This window comes from Patulibacter defluvii (genome assembly GCF_034096925.1).
GTDB classification, from domain to species: Bacteria; Actinomycetota; Thermoleophilia; order Solirubrobacterales; family Solirubrobacteraceae; genus Patulibacter; species Patulibacter defluvii.
This window is the reverse complement of the sequence record NZ_JAWZSQ010000001.1, coordinates 444,928-457,828: the sequence shown is the minus strand read 5'-3', so window position 1 is coordinate 457,828 and position 12,901 is coordinate 444,928. Positions and strand designations below refer to the sequence as shown.

The window sequence follows — 12,901 nt, the reverse complement described above, 5'->3', positions numbered from 1 at the left end:
CCGGGGTGGAACGGCGTACGCCGGTGTGAGAGGGTCGCGCGGCGAGGGGACGTTCCACCCACCATCCCGGAGCATCGATGCCCAACCTCGAGGTCTACGCCGACGCCGGTGGCAACTACCGCTGGCGGCTCAAGTCCACCAACGGCCAGACGGTCGCCGGCTCCGGCGAGGCGTTCTCGTCGAAGTCGAGCGCCAAGCGCGCGGCCAAGAACGTGCAGGCCCGCGCGACCGAGTTCAAGGACGAGGTCTACGCCGACAGCGGCGGCAAGCACCGCTGGCGGCTGACGTCGAGCAACGGCCAGACGGTCGCCACCTCGGGCCAGTCGTTCGCGTCCAAGGGCGGCGCCCAGAAGGCGGTCGACGCGGCCCGCAAGACGGCGGCCTCGTCGACGCTGGTCGAGGTCTGAGCGTCGCGGCGCCCGCGCGAGCCGCGGGCGCCGCACTGCTAGGTTCGGTACGCACCGGGACCGGTCCCGGTGCGTCGACGCGTCCAGCGAGCAGAAGACGACGAGGCAGATGAGCGACGAGGTACGTTCCGGGCTCGAGGGGGTCGTGGCCTTCGCGACCACGATCGCCGAGCCCGACAAGGAGGGTGGCGCGCTGCGCTACCGCGGGGTCGACATCGAGGACCTGGTTGGCCACGTCCCCTACGAGAAGGTCTGGGGCCTGTTGGTCGACGGCTCGTTCGATCCCGGGCTGCCGTTCGCCGAGCCGCACCCGCTCAGCGTCCGCTCCGGCGATCCGCGGGTCGACGTCCAGGCGGCGCTGGCGATGCTGGCGCCCGAGTGGGGCTTCAAGCCGCTGATCGACACCACCGACGACGAGGCCCGCACCGAGCTGGCCCGGGCGTCGGTGATGGCGCTCTCGTTCGTCGCCCAGTCGGCCCGCGGCGGTGGCCAGCCGCCGGTGCCGCAGTCGCAGGTCGACGAGGGCCGGTCGGTCGCCGAGCGGTTCCTGATCCGCTGGCGCGGCGAGCTCGACCCGCAGCACGCGAAGGCGATCGACGCCTACTGGATCTCGGCCGCCGAGCACGGGATGAACGCCTCGACCTTCACCGCCCGCGTGACCGCCTCGACCGGCGCCGACGCGGCGGCGGCGCTCTCGTCGGCGGTCGGCGCGCTGTCGGGCCCGCTCCACGGCGGGGCGCCCTCGCGGGTGCTGGCGATGCTCGACGGCGTCGAGCAGTCCGGCAACGCCGAGACCTGGGTCAAGGACGCGCTCGACCGCGGCGAGCGGCTGATGGGCTTCGGCCACCGCGTCTACCGCGCCGAGGATCCCCGCGCCCGCGTCCTGCGGCGGACGGCGAAGGAGATCGGCGCCGCCCGCTACGAGGTGGCCGAGGCCCTGGAGCAGGCCGCGCTGGCCGAGCTGCACGCCCGCAAGCCCGACCGCGTGCTGGCCACCAACGTCGAGTTCTGGTCGGCGGTCGTGCTCGACACGGCCGAGGTCCCGGCCGACCTCTTCACCCCGCTCTTCACCTGCGCGCGGGTCGCCGGCTGGTCGGCCCACATCCTGGAGCAGAAGCGCGAGGGTCGCCTGATCCGCCCGTCGGCGAAGTACGTCGGCGAGGGCCCGCGGCCGGTCTCGGCCGTGCCGGGGGCGTAGGTTCGCGGGGCGCCCGGGCCGACGCTCGGCCCGGGCGCTCACCGCATCACCCCGGCATCCCGAAGACGCAGAGCCGGATCGGCTGCGCGTTGGCCGGGTCGAGGGCGTTGCGGACCAGGTGCCAGACGTTCGGGTCGTAGGCCTCGCCGAGGTGGCCGACCGGGTCGAGGGGGCAGGAGTCCTGGACGTAGCGGTTCTTGACCCCGGGCTCGCGCACGAACGAGGTCGAGGTCGGGGTCACCATCTCGTCGTAGCGCGAGGTGATGATCGTGTAGTCGACGCCGGGCTGGGCGATCGGCTGGCCGTCGTCGAGCCGCCGGATCGCGGCCCCGCCCGTCACCAGGTCGCCGACCGCGGGGACGCCGAGGCTGCCGGTGATCTGCTCGAACTGGGCGTTGCTGATGAACAGCCGCCCGAGCGTGACGAGGTTGGCGAACGAGGTGCCGTGGGTCGGCGGGGCGATCGCGACCACGCGGCCGATCCGGTCGGCGATGCCCTGGGTCTTGGTCACGTAGAGCGACTGGAAGCCGCCCTCGGAGTGGCCGACGAGGTCGACCTTGGCCGCGCCGGTGGCGGTCCGGACGCGCTCGACGAAGGCGCGGATCTCCTGGGCCGAGGTGGCGATCGGCTTCAGCCCGCCGACGAACGGGAACTCGTCGTACTCGCCGTAGGTCTCCGAGAACGTGCAGTAGCCGCGGGCCGCGAGGTCGGCCTGCAGGACGTTCAGATCCTCGTAGTAGGTCGCGCCGAGCCCGTGCAGCACGACCACCGGATTCGGGTGGGCGCTGCTGGGGCGGCAGCCGAAGTCGTTGTTGCCGCCCGCGGCCGAGGCCGTCGCCGGGACGATCAACGCGAGCGAGGTGGCGGCGGCGATCGCCGCGCGCCGGATGATGCGATGGACCATGTCACTCCTCCGTGGACGGGTGCAACTCGATACTCTGCGGTATCGAGTTGCAGGCGGACCGTCCCACACCGCGGTCGACGACGTCAAGTCGAGTAGGGTCGACGGCCGGATGAGCCGCGTCCGCACGCGCCCCACGCGGGAGGAGACCGTCGCGCGGCTGCTCGACGCGGCGGTCGAGGTCTTCGCCGAGCGCGGGATCGCGGCGGCGACGGTCAGTCAGATCGCCGCCGCGGCCGGGCTCACCAAGGGCGCCGTCTACTCGAACTTCGCCGGCAAGGACGACCTGATCCTGGCGATCATGGACCGCCAGGCCGCCGGCCGCCTGGCCCAGGCGCTGGCCGCGGTCGACGCCGCCGCCGACCTGCCCTCGGCGCTCCGCGACGCCGGCGTGGTGCTGGTCCGCGAGCTGCGCGTCGACGCCGTCTGGCACCGGCTGCTGGCCGAGTACTTCGCCCTCTCCTCCCACGACGAGCAGCTGCGCGCCCGCCTGCGCGAGCACCGGCGCGAGGCGAAGGAGGCCGTCGCGGCGGCCCTGACCCAGCTCGCCGAACGGCTCGCGATCGCGCTGCCGATGCCGGCCGAGGACCTGTCGGTGACGATCTTCGGCCTCTCCAACGGGCTCGGGATCGAGTCGGGCATCGACCCCGACGGCGTCCCCGACGACCTGCTCGCCCGGGTCCTGGCGCTGATCTTCGCCGACGCGCTCGCCGGCTAGGCCGCGTGGGCCCGCAGGTCGTCGAGCGCGACCACGTCGAGCGCCCGCTCGTCGCACGCCTCCAGCACCACCGGCGGCGCCATCCCGTCGAGCAGCGCCTGCTGCCAGCGGGCGGCGCAGAGGCACCAGCGGTCGCCGGGACGGAGCCCGTCGAAGCCCGGTCGCGGCGTCGACAGGTCGTTGCCCTGGTAGGCGGTGTAGCGGAGGAACCGCTCGGTCATCACCGCGCAGACGGTGTGCTGACCGAGGTCGGCGGGGTGGAACTCGCAGCAGCCGCTGCGGGTCCATCCGGTCAGCGGGTCCTCGCCGCAGACCACCAGCTCGCCGCCGAGCACGTTGCGCCGCTCCATCGCCCGGCTTCTACCGGATGGAGCGGCGCCGCGGGCGCGCGGTCGCTAGTCGAGCGACGCCATCACGTGCTTGACCACGGTGTAGTCCTCGAGCGCGTAGCCCGACAGGTCCTTGCCGTGGCCCGAGTCCTTGAAACCACCGTGGGGCATCTCCGAGGCCAGCGGGATGTGGGTGTTGATCCAGACGGTGCCGAAGCGGAGCGCGTTCGAGACGCGGAGCGCGCGGCCGACGTCGCGGGTCCAGACCGAGGAGGCCAGGCCGTAGGGAGTGCCGTTGGCCCAGGCGATCGCCTCGGCCTCGTCGGTGAACCGCTGGACGGTGATCGCCGGACCGAAGATCTCGTTCTGGATCATCTCGTCGTCCTGCTGGAGGTTCGCGACGACGGTCGGCTCGACGTAGTAGCCGGGCCGGTCGGCCTTGCGACCGCCGGTGACGACCTCGGCGTGCGAGGGCGCGCGGTCGAAGAAGCCGGTCACGCGGTCGTACTGGTTGGCGTTGTTGACCGGGCCGAGCGAGGTGTCGGCGGCGGTCACGTCGCCCAGCACCAGGCCCTTCGCCTGGTCGACCAGGCCGTTGACGATCTCGTCGTAGACCTTGGCGCCGGCAAGCACGCGGGTCGCGGCGGTGCAGTCCTGGCCGGCGTTGTAGTAGCCGGCGCCGGCGATCCCCTCGAGCGCGGTCTCCAGGTCGACGTCGTCGAAGACCACGACCGGGGCCTTGCCGCCCAGCTCCAGGTGGGTCCGCTTCAGCTGCTTGCCGGCGTGCTCGGCGATCCAGCGGCCGGTGGCGACCGAGCCGGTCAGCGAGACCAGCGCGATGTCCGGGTGCTCGACGATCGCCTGGCCGGGCTCGTTGCCGCCGACGACGACGTTGAGGACGCCGGCCGGGAACAGGTCGGCGGCCAGCTCGGCCAGCTTGACGGTCGAGGCCGGGGTCGACGGGGCCGGCTTGAGGACGGTCGTGCAGCCGGTGGCGAGCGCCGGGCCGATCTTCCAGACCGCCATCATCATCGGGTAGTTCCAGGGCGCGATCTGGCCGACGACGCCGACCGGCTCGCGGCGGATGATCGAGGTCAGGCCCTCCAGGTACTCGCCCGAGGCCTTGCCCTCCATGCAGCGCGCCGCGCCGGCGAAGAAGCGCAGGTTGTCGGCCATCGCGCCGATCTCGTCGTCCTTGACCGCCTGCAGCGGCTTGCCGGCGTCGCGCGACTCGATCGCGGCCAGCTCGTCGGCGTGCTCCTCGATCCGGTCGGCGAGCTTCAGCAGCGCCAGCGCGCGCTCGCCCGGCGTGGTCCGCGACCAGCTCTCGAAGGCCCGGGTGGCGGCGGCGACGGCCCGGTCGACGTCCTCGCGACCGGAGGCGGCGGCGCGCGCGTACTCCTGACCGGTGGAGGGGTCGACGACGGCGAGGGTCTCGCCACTGGCCGCGTCGACGAACTCGCCGTCGATGAAGTTGCGCAGGGTGCTCATGGATCGTTCTCCACTCGGGGATCGGTCGTCCGACACTCTCGCGTCGCCGGGGCCCGGGGCAACCGTTCGATCGGCCAAAGCCACGCGAAGTGATCTAGCCATTACTACAGGGTCGCGCTCCCCGCGTCGAGTCCGGGCGACGACGCCGCATCGGCGCCGCCGCCCGGTTGGTCGGCCCGGCTAGGGGTAGCGGAGGGTCCGCTGGACGGCCTTGCCGAGGTTGCCGTTGCGGTCGTAGGAGCGCACGATCACCGTCACGGTGCGCCGCGTGACGCCGGGGCTCGGCAGCCCGCTCTTGGGCAGCCGCACGCGCAGCGACCACTTCGCCGTGCCCTTGACGTAGCGCACGCGGGAGGCGCGGCAGGGCACCGCGCTCGTCCAGCGGCCGCGGGCGTCGAGGTAGCGGCACTGTCCCTTGCTCTTCTTGCCCAGGACCGGCTGCCGGATCGCGACCATCGTGCCGCGAACCGCGGCGGCGTGCTGACCCTTGCAGTTGGTCAGGTCGCTCGAGCGGCCCCGGACGACCAGGATCCGTCGCTTCCCGCGCTTCAGCGAGACGTTGCGCACCTGCGGTCCGGCGACGTCGCGGCAGTCCTTGCCGCTGCTGACGGCCGTGGTCGCCAGGGTCGTGCCCAACGCCGACGGCGGACCGTCGGGGGCGGGGATCGACGGCTGCACCGCGGTCGGCGCCCGGCGCAGGAACGAGACGTCGGAGAGCTGGATCAGGCCCTTCGCCGGCAGCCCCTCGCCGCCGAAGTCGAACCGCAGCGACACGACCCGGGACGGATCGACGCCGGCGAAGGCGGAGAGCGGGATCCAGACCCCGTTCAGCACCGTGTGCGGCTTGAACGGCGCCCGCAGCGACGCGCTCCAGTCGCTGATCTTCGTCGTCGCGCTGGCGCCGGTCGCGTCGGTCAGGGTCACGGCGTAGTCCTGGGCCTGGCCGCGCGGGTTCTCGGCCGCCCCCTCGTCGAGCGCGGTCCGCAGCTGCAGCGCCCGGGTCCCGGTCAGGTCGGCCGCGGCGCCGCCGGGCGCGAGCTGCGCCGTCAGCGACGCCGGGCCGTCCCAGCCGATCGTGTACTGGTCACCCCAGGAGGGCGTCGTATCGGCCTGCGGGCAGGCGTTGGGCTTGGAGTTCTCCGGATCGCAGAGCTGATAGCGCTTCAGGCCACTGGCCGTGATCGCGCCGCCGGTGGCGGTCGTGCCGGTCGGATCGGCGCCGTCGGGGCGGATCAGGTCCAGCCGCTGGGCGTCGGGACCGATGTACGAGCTCCGCACCAGGTCGCGGCAATCGACCGCCTTCGCGCTGTCGCCCGTCGGGCAGGCGGAGGCGGGCAGGGTCGTCTCGCCGGTCATCAGCGGCTCCATCGCCGTCTCGTCGCCGACGTAGCGGCGCATGAACGCGTTCATCAGCGCGATCCCGGTCTTCTGCTGATCGGGCTCGCTCAGGCGCACCTCGGGGTGCTGGTCGTCGGCGAAGCCGCTCCAGCCACCGCAGGTGCCGTCGGCGTCGTCGCCGTCGGCCGCCCAGATCGTGTTGTAGAAGTTGTGGTTGGCCCCCTCGACGTAGAACTGCAGGTCGGCGGTCTTGGCGTTGGCCGGGCGGTACTTCGCGAGGCCGAAGAAGTTGGCGCCCTCGAGCGTCGTCATGTCGCCGTCGCAGCCGCCGAGCAGGGTCGCGAAGTTCGTGCCCTCGGGCGTCTTGTGGTCGGTGTAGGTCGTCGGCTCCAGCGCCAGCGTGGCGTCGATCAGCCACTGCCTGCCGCGGACGTTGTTGCGGTTGAAGGTCAGGAAGTCGACGACGCCCGCACCGCCACGCGAGTGGCCCATCAGCCCGATGCCGGCGTCGAGGTCGACCTTGCCCTTCAGCGAGGTCCGCGACGGCGGCTTGGTGACGTCGACGGCCTGGGCCGTGTTCATCACCGCACCACCGTCGTTCCAGTCGCGAACCGCCTCGAGCGTCGCCTGCAGGATCTGCGAGCGCACGCTGCTGCCGGTGCCGTCGCCCGCGAGCAGTCCGGCGGACGTGAGCGACGCCAGGTTGGCCTCCGGGCTGACGACGACGTAGCCGTGGCTGGCGAGGTTGTCGGACAGGTAGTCGTAGCCGGCGAAGCTATTGATCTTCAACCAGTCCGGACAGGGGTCCGTCGAGGGCGTGCCGGCCGGCGCGCCCTTCGGCGGCGCGATCGGCGCCGACTTGTACTCACGGCAGGTCCCGTGGTTGCCGTGCAGGTAGACGACCAGTCGCGACGGATCGACCTTGCCCTGGGGAAAGGTCACCGACCCCCGCAGCGGCACCAGGGTCGCGTCGGGCGTGATGCCGGGCCTCGTGGCCAGGCGCAGGTCGCCGACGTCGTAGGACACGCGCTGGACGGGGTAGGGGCCGCGCGCCATCGGGTCGGCCGTCAGCGCGTCCTGGCCGCGCGGCGGCGCGGCTGATGCGAGCGACGGAACGAGCGCGAGCGCGGCCACGGCGAGTGCGGCCGCGAACGGCGCAGCGGGCCGCCCGCGGGAGAGGGACAGCATGAGGTCGGGACCTCCAGGGGTCTCGTCGGTGGGGGATCGGCCCGACGCGGACGGCGGGCTCGACGCGTCACCGTACGCGGGCGCCCCGAGCGGTCAGATCGCCCGTTGTACAGCGTGTTTCGGGGCCCGTTGTACCGCCGTCACGAGCTCTGGGACATCCGTCCAATCGGCCGGATCGGCGGGATTTCCGTGCTCAGGCGGAGGGCGCGACCACGGCGAGCTGATCGATCCCGGCGGCCAGGTCGGCGAGCGTCGTCGCGCCCAGCTCGTCCTCGATCGCGCGGGCCGCGCGGCGGTCGACCTCGACCAGCGCGCGCTGGATCCGCTGGCCGGCGGCGCAGTCGGGGTTGGCCTCGTGCAGGCCCAGCACCTGGCCGTCGCCGTGGACCGCCCGCCAGACGTCGGCGAGGGCGATCTCGCGCGGGGGGCGCGTGACCCGCCAGCCGCCGGTGGTCCCGGGCCGCGAGGCGACCAGGCCGGCGTCGCGCAGCAGCCCGAGCACGCGGCGGACGTGGACCGGGTTGGTGCCGACGCTGCCGGCCAGGTCGGTCGAGCTCTGGACCGCGTCCGGCTGGGCGGCGAGCAGCGTCATCAGGTGGACGCCGACGGCGAAGCGGGTGTTGGTCGGACGCGCCACGTTGCCGATCCTACCGCGAATTCGTCATCAGAGCTGTTACAGTTGCTCATGCAACCGCAACCGACTCGATTACGAATCCCAGGAGCCCCCCATGAGCCTCGTCATCACCGGCGCCTCCGGCCAGCTCGGCCGCCGCACCGCCGAGCTGCTCCTCGACCGCGTCGACCCCTCGCGCGTCGCCCTCGTCACCCGCCGCCCGCAGGCGCTCGCCGACCTGGCCGCCCGCGGCGCCACCGTCCACCAGGCCGACTTCGACCACCCCGAGCAGCTGCGCGCGGCCTTCGCCGGCGCCGAGCGGGTGCTGCTGATCAGCACCGACGCGGTCGGCGCCCGGGTCCACCAGCACGCCGAGGCGATCGACGCCGCCAAGGACGCCGGCGTCCAGCTGCTGGCCTACACCTCGGCCCCGAAGCCGGAGCCCGACAACCCGGCGATCGCCGTCGTCGACCACCGCAAGACCGAGGACCTGATCCGCGCCAGCGGCGTGCCGTTCGCGTTCCTCCGCAACGCCCTCTACACGGAGATGCAGGTCGGCGCCGCCGAGGGCGCGCTGGCCGGCGGCCAGCTCTTCAGCAACGAGGGCGACGGCCGCACCGGCTACGTCACCCGCGAGGACGCCGCGGCGGTCGCGGCGGCGGTCCTGGCCGAGGGCGACCACGCCGGCCAGGCCTACGACGTCGTCGCCGAGCGGCTGACCGCCGCCGAGCGGGCCGCGATCTTCGCCGAGGTCGGCGGCCGCCCGGTGGCCGCGGTCGCGGTCGACGACGAGGGCTACGCCGAGGGCCTGCGCCAGCACGGCCTGCCCGAGGAGCTGGTGCGGGTGCTGACGACCTTCGGCGCCGCCGGCCGCGAGGGCTACCTGGACGTCGAGAGCGACGTGGTCGAGCGGCTGACCGGCCGGACCCCGGCGCGGCTGGCCGACGTCCTGCGCGGGGCGCTGGTGACCGCCTGAGGCGGCGGGGGCGGGTCGAGGGCGGGGCCGCGGGGGGGCGAACGTCACACGCCCGCCCCACCCTCCCGCGCCGTGCAACGTTCCCCGTCACCGGCGGGGGTGAACGTGTCGCGGCGGCTGGAGCGGGGGGCGGTGTGTGACGTTCGCCCCGCCGCCCCCGCGGCCCCCCCTACTCCTCGGGGTCGAGCGCGTGGCGGCGCTCGGCCTCGAGCAGCAGGTGCAGGTCGGCGATCGTCGAGGGCGCCCGCAGCGGACGGTCGAGCGCCTCGGCCAGGCGGCCCAGCCGGTAGCGGAGCGAGTTCGGGTGCAGGTGCAGCGCGTCGGCCGCGGCGCGCACGTCCAGCTCGGCGTCGAACCAGGCCCGGATCGCCGCCCGCAGGCCGGGGCGCGAGTCGAGGATCTCGGCCAGCGCCGCCAGCTTCGGCCCGATCGCCTGGCGGTCGACGTGGGCCAGCACCGTCTCCGTCAGGTCGAGGTCGTCGAACCGCCGCCAGCGCCGCTCGTCGCCGCGGGTCACCAGCTCGACCGCGACGTGGGCGTCGGCGACGCTCGCCGCCACCCCCGACGGGGCCTTGAACGCCCGCCCCAGGCCGACCGCGATCCGGGCGTCGGCCTCGAGCAGGTCGGCGACCAGCCGCTCGGCCGGGTCGTCCTCGCGCAGGACCGGCGCCGGCGCCGGCAGCGCTCCCGCCTCGTCGTCCTGGCGGGTGATCCCCGACGGCGCCGTCGGCTCGCCCGCCAGCACCACCACCACCCGCCCGCGGTCGACGGACACCAGCCCGACCCCGCGGCGGGCCTCGACCAGCGCCTCGACCGCGTCGAGCGCCGCCTCGTCCGCATCGTCCTCGGCCCGGACCACGATCGCCCGGTGCGAGACCGCCAGGTCGACCCCGAGCGCCGCCGCCCGCGCCGCCAGCGCCCCGGCGTCCTTCGCCTCCAGCTGCAGCAGCTCCGCCAGCAGCGAGCGCCGCACCGCCCGGTCCTGCTGGCGGACGGTCTCCTCCAGCCGCGCCGCCGCGGCCACCAGCGGCACCGTCGCCTGGACCGCCGCCCGGCTCAGCCGCGGGGCCAGCGTGCGGGTGCGGCTGGCCAGCACCACCCAGCCGGCGTCGTCGGCGTCGAGCGGGGCGGCGACCACGCTCCAGGCCCCCAGCCGCCACTCGCGGACGCCGGCCGCCGGGTCGAAGAGCGCCTCGCTCAGGTCGTCGGGCAGCGCGCCGCTGGCGTGGAGCACGTGACCGCCCGGCTCGACGATCGCCGCCGACCCGTCGAGCAGGGTCGCCAGCCGCTCGACCAGGACCGGCTGCGGCTCGGGCGTCCGCAGCGCGTCGATCAGGTAGCGCTGGATCGACGAGAGCCGCTGGAGGGTCCGCATCTCGCTCGACAGCAGCGAGCGGTGGACGAACGCGATCAGCTCGCGGAAGGGCGTCGTCAGCGGCACGCGGAAGACCGGGAAGCCCAGCTCGCGGGCCTCGTCGACGATCGCCGGCGGGACCTCGTCGAAGACCAGCTCGGTCCCGAAGCCGAGCGCCGCCGCGCTGTGGCGGTGCAGCTCGCGGACGAGCTGGCGCTGGGCCGGCTCGTCGTCCTCCAGCCGCAGGCCCGAGGTCAGCATCACCCAGTCGGGCGCCAGCCAGCGGGCCGGCTGGGCGAGCTCGATCGAGTGCGCGCCCGAGACCCGGCGATCGCTGGCCGCCGGTCCGCCGGCGAGCAGCTCCAGCCCCAGCTCGCGGTGTTCGAGCAGGTCGCGCAGCGAGAAGGGGCCGGTGGACACCCGGCGATCATCCCGCGCCGCGCGAATCCGCGTGCAACCGGCGTGGCGGCGGGGCCGGCTTCCGCCGCTGGAACGGCGTACGCGATACCCGTCGTGGTGGATCGGACGACATTCGACGCCGAGCTTCGTCGCGGCTCCGGTGTGCCGACGGGCTCCGGGACGACAGGCTCGACCCAATCCCCCACCGATGCGACCCCCGACCGAGGAGGACCCCCCGATGACCCCGACCACGAGCGCCCTCTGGCACCCGTTCGCCGACATGGGCAGCGTCGCGTCGACGCCGCTCGTGATCGACCGCGCCGAGGGGGTCACCGTCTGGGACGAGGACGGGCGCGCCTACCTCGACGCGACCGCCGCGCTGTGGTTCGCCAACCTCGGCCACGGCCGTCCCGAGCTGGCCGCGGCCGCCGCCGACCAGATCGGCAAGCTCGACGCCTACAGCACCTTCGGCGACTACGCCAACCGGCCGGCGATGGAGCTGGCCGAGCGGCTGACCGGGTTCTTCCCCGAGGCCGGCGCGAAGGCGTTCCTGACCAGTGGCGGCGGCGACTCGATCGACAGCGCCGCCAAGATCGCCCGCGCGTCCTGGTTCCACCGCGGCCAGCCCGAGCGCGTGCACCTGATCAGCCGCAGCAACGGCTACCACGGGACCCACGGCTTCGGGACCGCGATCGCCGGGATCCCGGCCAACCTCGGCGGCTTCGGTCCCCAGGCCCCGGACGCCTCGGTCGTCCCCCACGACGACGTCGACGCGCTCGAGCAGGAGATCCTGCGGGTCGGCCCGGAGCGGGTGGCCGCCTTCTTCTGCGAGCCGGTGATCGGCGCCGGCGGCGTCCACCTGCCGCCCGAGGGCTACATCGAGGCCGCGGTCGCCGTCTGCCGCAAGTACGGCGTGCTGTTCATCGCCGACTGCGTGATCTGCGCCTTCGGCCGGCTCGGCACCTGGCTCGGGATCGACCGCTGGCCGGTCGTGCCCGACATGGTGACGATGGCCAAGGGGATCAACGGCGGCGTCGTGCCGCTCGGCGCGGTGCTCGTCCGCGGCGAGGTCGCGGAGCCGTTCTTCACCGGCCAGCCCGGCGCCCCGGTGCTGCGCCACGGCGCCACCTACGCCGGTCACCCGGTCGCGGCCCGCGTGGCGCTGGCCGCCTTCGACCTCTACGAGGGCGAGGGCCTGATCGCCCGCGGTCGCGAGCTGGAGGGCGCGCTGGCCGACGCCGTCGCCCCGCTGCGCGGCCACGAGCTGGTCGGCGACGTCCGCGCCGGCCTCGGCCTGCTCTCCGGCGTCGACCTCAGCGACGAGGTGCTGCAGGCGGTGCCCGGCGCCCCGGCGATCTGGCAGATGGGCTGCCGCGACGCCGGCGTGCTGGTGCGGCCGCTCGGCCGCGGCGTCGCCGTCTCGCCGCCGCTGACGATCGAGGAGCGCGACATCGCCCGGATCGGCGACGCGCTCCACGCCGGGCTCGAGAAGGTGGCCGAGGCGGCCGGCGCGCTGGCCTAGCCGCAGGAGCGGACGCCGGCGAGGACCCGGTCGAGCAGCCCGGCCAGCAGCCGCTGCTCCTCCGGGTCGAGCCCGTCGAAGGCCGCCGGCGGGGCGGCCAGCCGCTCGGCGACGGCCGCCCGCAGCCGCTCGCCCTCAGCGGTCAGGGCCAGGATCCGCACCCGGCGGTCGTCCGGCGACGGCCGCCGCTCGACCAGCCCGCGGCGCTCCAGCCGGTCGATGATCCCGGTCACGTTGCTGTTGTCGCAGGCGAGCGCGCCGGCCAGCTCGCCCATCGGCCGCGGGACGGCCGGATCCAGGTGGCGGAGCGCGAACAGCTGCGGCGGCGACAGGTCGAGCTCGCGCGCGACGGCGGCGGCCCGGCAGCGCTGCAGCTCGACGAGCTCGGCGATCCGCTGCCAGGCGGCGTTCGCGGACGAGGTGGGGGGCGCGAGCGACACGGGAGACGGCCTCGGAACGAGGATACC

At 74.3% G+C, this 12,901-nt stretch carries 12 protein-coding genes; 5 read left to right on the top strand and 7 right to left on the bottom strand.

Going from position 1 to position 12,901, the window contains the following annotated elements; all coding sequences use genetic code 11:
- Nucleotides 1-77: 77 nt before the first annotated feature.
- Both SH587_RS01905 and SH587_RS01900 read left to right on the top strand, forming a co-directional pair.
- The gene (locus SH587_RS01905) at nt 78-407 is read left to right on the top strand and encodes a YegP family protein (RefSeq protein ID WP_320668856.1); all 330 of its coding nucleotides are present in this window, start codon (nt 78-80) and stop codon (nt 405-407) included.
- 109 nt (nt 408-516) lie between these two features.
- Entirely contained in the window at nt 517-1,605 is a 1,089-nt protein-coding gene (locus SH587_RS01900) for a citrate synthase 2 (protein WP_320668855.1), read from the top strand.
- 46 nt (nt 1,606-1,651) lie between these two features.
- Here SH587_RS01900 and SH587_RS01895 read toward each other — a convergent pair whose 3' ends face one another.
- Nucleotides 1,652-2,509, bottom strand: a complete 858-nt coding sequence (locus SH587_RS01895; RefSeq protein ID WP_320668854.1) for an esterase/lipase family protein — start codon at nt 2,507-2,509, stop codon at nt 1,652-1,654.
- A 109-nt stretch (nt 2,510-2,618) separates the two neighbouring features.
- Here SH587_RS01895 and SH587_RS01890 point away from each other — a divergent pair, with 109 nt between their 5' ends.
- Nucleotides 2,619-3,224, top strand: a complete 606-nt coding sequence (locus SH587_RS01890; protein ID WP_320668853.1) for a TetR family transcriptional regulator — start codon at nt 2,619-2,621, stop codon at nt 3,222-3,224.
- Here SH587_RS01890 and SH587_RS01885 read toward each other — a convergent pair.
- From SH587_RS01885 to SH587_RS01870, 4 genes are all read right to left on the bottom strand, one after another.
- The gene (locus SH587_RS01885) at nt 3,221-3,574 is read right to left on the bottom strand and encodes a DUF2237 family protein (protein ID WP_320668852.1); all 354 of its coding nucleotides are present in this window, start codon (nt 3,572-3,574) and stop codon (nt 3,221-3,223) included. The two genes, SH587_RS01890 and SH587_RS01885, sit on opposite strands and share 4 nt — an antisense overlap.
- A gap of 45 nt (nt 3,575-3,619) precedes the next feature.
- Entirely contained in the window at nt 3,620-5,044 is a 1,425-nt protein-coding gene (locus tag SH587_RS01880) for a gamma-aminobutyraldehyde dehydrogenase (RefSeq protein WP_320668851.1), read from the bottom strand.
- Between the two features lie 180 nt (nt 5,045-5,224).
- Nucleotides 5,225-7,570: an alpha/beta hydrolase gene (locus tag SH587_RS01875; protein ID WP_320668850.1), complete on the bottom strand. Its 2,346-nt coding sequence runs from the start codon at nt 7,568-7,570 to the stop codon at nt 5,225-5,227.
- Nucleotides 7,571-7,763: 193 nt separating this feature from the next.
- On the bottom strand, nt 7,764-8,207 hold the full coding sequence (locus SH587_RS01870; RefSeq protein ID WP_320668849.1) for an Rrf2 family transcriptional regulator: 444 nt from the start codon (nt 8,205-8,207) through the stop codon (nt 7,764-7,766).
- A 91-nt stretch (nt 8,208-8,298) separates the two neighbouring features.
- On the opposite strand from SH587_RS01870, the gene SH587_RS01865 reads away from it, so the two are divergent.
- Complete coding sequence (locus SH587_RS01865; RefSeq protein ID WP_320668848.1) at nt 8,299-9,159, top strand: NAD(P)H-binding protein; 861 nt, start codon at nt 8,299-8,301, stop codon at nt 9,157-9,159.
- A 169-nt stretch (nt 9,160-9,328) separates the two neighbouring features.
- Here the strand turns inward: SH587_RS01865 and SH587_RS01860 are convergent, their stop codons facing one another.
- A complete protein-coding gene (locus SH587_RS01860) occupies nt 9,329-10,933 on the bottom strand; it encodes a PucR family transcriptional regulator (RefSeq protein ID WP_320668847.1) in 1,605 nt (534 codons plus the stop codon).
- A gap of 217 nt (nt 10,934-11,150) precedes the next feature.
- Here SH587_RS01860 and SH587_RS01855 point away from each other — a divergent pair, with 217 nt between their 5' ends.
- Complete coding sequence (locus SH587_RS01855) at nt 11,151-12,434, top strand: aminotransferase family protein (RefSeq protein WP_320668846.1); 1,284 nt, start codon at nt 11,151-11,153, stop codon at nt 12,432-12,434.
- On the opposite strand, the gene SH587_RS01850 is transcribed toward SH587_RS01855, so the two are convergent.
- Nucleotides 12,431-12,874 carry a MarR family winged helix-turn-helix transcriptional regulator gene (locus tag SH587_RS01850; protein WP_320668845.1) on the bottom strand — a complete coding sequence of 148 codons (444 nt, stop codon included), beginning with the start codon at nt 12,872-12,874 and terminating at the stop codon, nt 12,431-12,433. The two genes, SH587_RS01855 and SH587_RS01850, sit on opposite strands and share 4 nt — an antisense overlap.
- Nucleotides 12,875-12,901 lie beyond the last annotated feature (27 nt).

Excerpts from the sequence above, each read along its gene's own strand:
- SH587_RS01905 (WP_320668856.1), top strand. The coding sequence starts at position 78 with ATGCCCAACCTCGAGGTCTACGCCGACGCCGGTGGCAACTACCGCTGG.
- SH587_RS01900 (WP_320668855.1), top strand. The coding sequence starts at position 517 with ATGAGCGACGAGGTACGTTCCGGGCTCGAGGGGGTCGTGGCCTTCGCG.
- SH587_RS01895 (WP_320668854.1), bottom strand. The coding sequence starts at position 2,509 with ATGGTCCATCGCATCATCCGGCGCGCGGCGATCGCCGCCGCCACCTCG.
- SH587_RS01890 (WP_320668853.1), top strand. The coding sequence starts at position 2,619 with ATGAGCCGCGTCCGCACGCGCCCCACGCGGGAGGAGACCGTCGCGCGG.
- SH587_RS01885 (WP_320668852.1), bottom strand. The coding sequence starts at position 3,574 with ATGGAGCGGCGCAACGTGCTCGGCGGCGAGCTGGTGGTCTGCGGCGAG.
- SH587_RS01880 (WP_320668851.1), bottom strand. The coding sequence starts at position 5,044 with ATGAGCACCCTGCGCAACTTCATCGACGGCGAGTTCGTCGACGCGGCC.
- SH587_RS01875 (WP_320668850.1), bottom strand. The coding sequence starts at position 7,570 with ATGCTGTCCCTCTCCCGCGGGCGGCCCGCTGCGCCGTTCGCGGCCGCA.
- SH587_RS01865 (WP_320668848.1), top strand. The coding sequence starts at position 8,299 with ATGAGCCTCGTCATCACCGGCGCCTCCGGCCAGCTCGGCCGCCGCACC.
- SH587_RS01855 (WP_320668846.1), top strand. The coding sequence starts at position 11,151 with ATGACCCCGACCACGAGCGCCCTCTGGCACCCGTTCGCCGACATGGGC.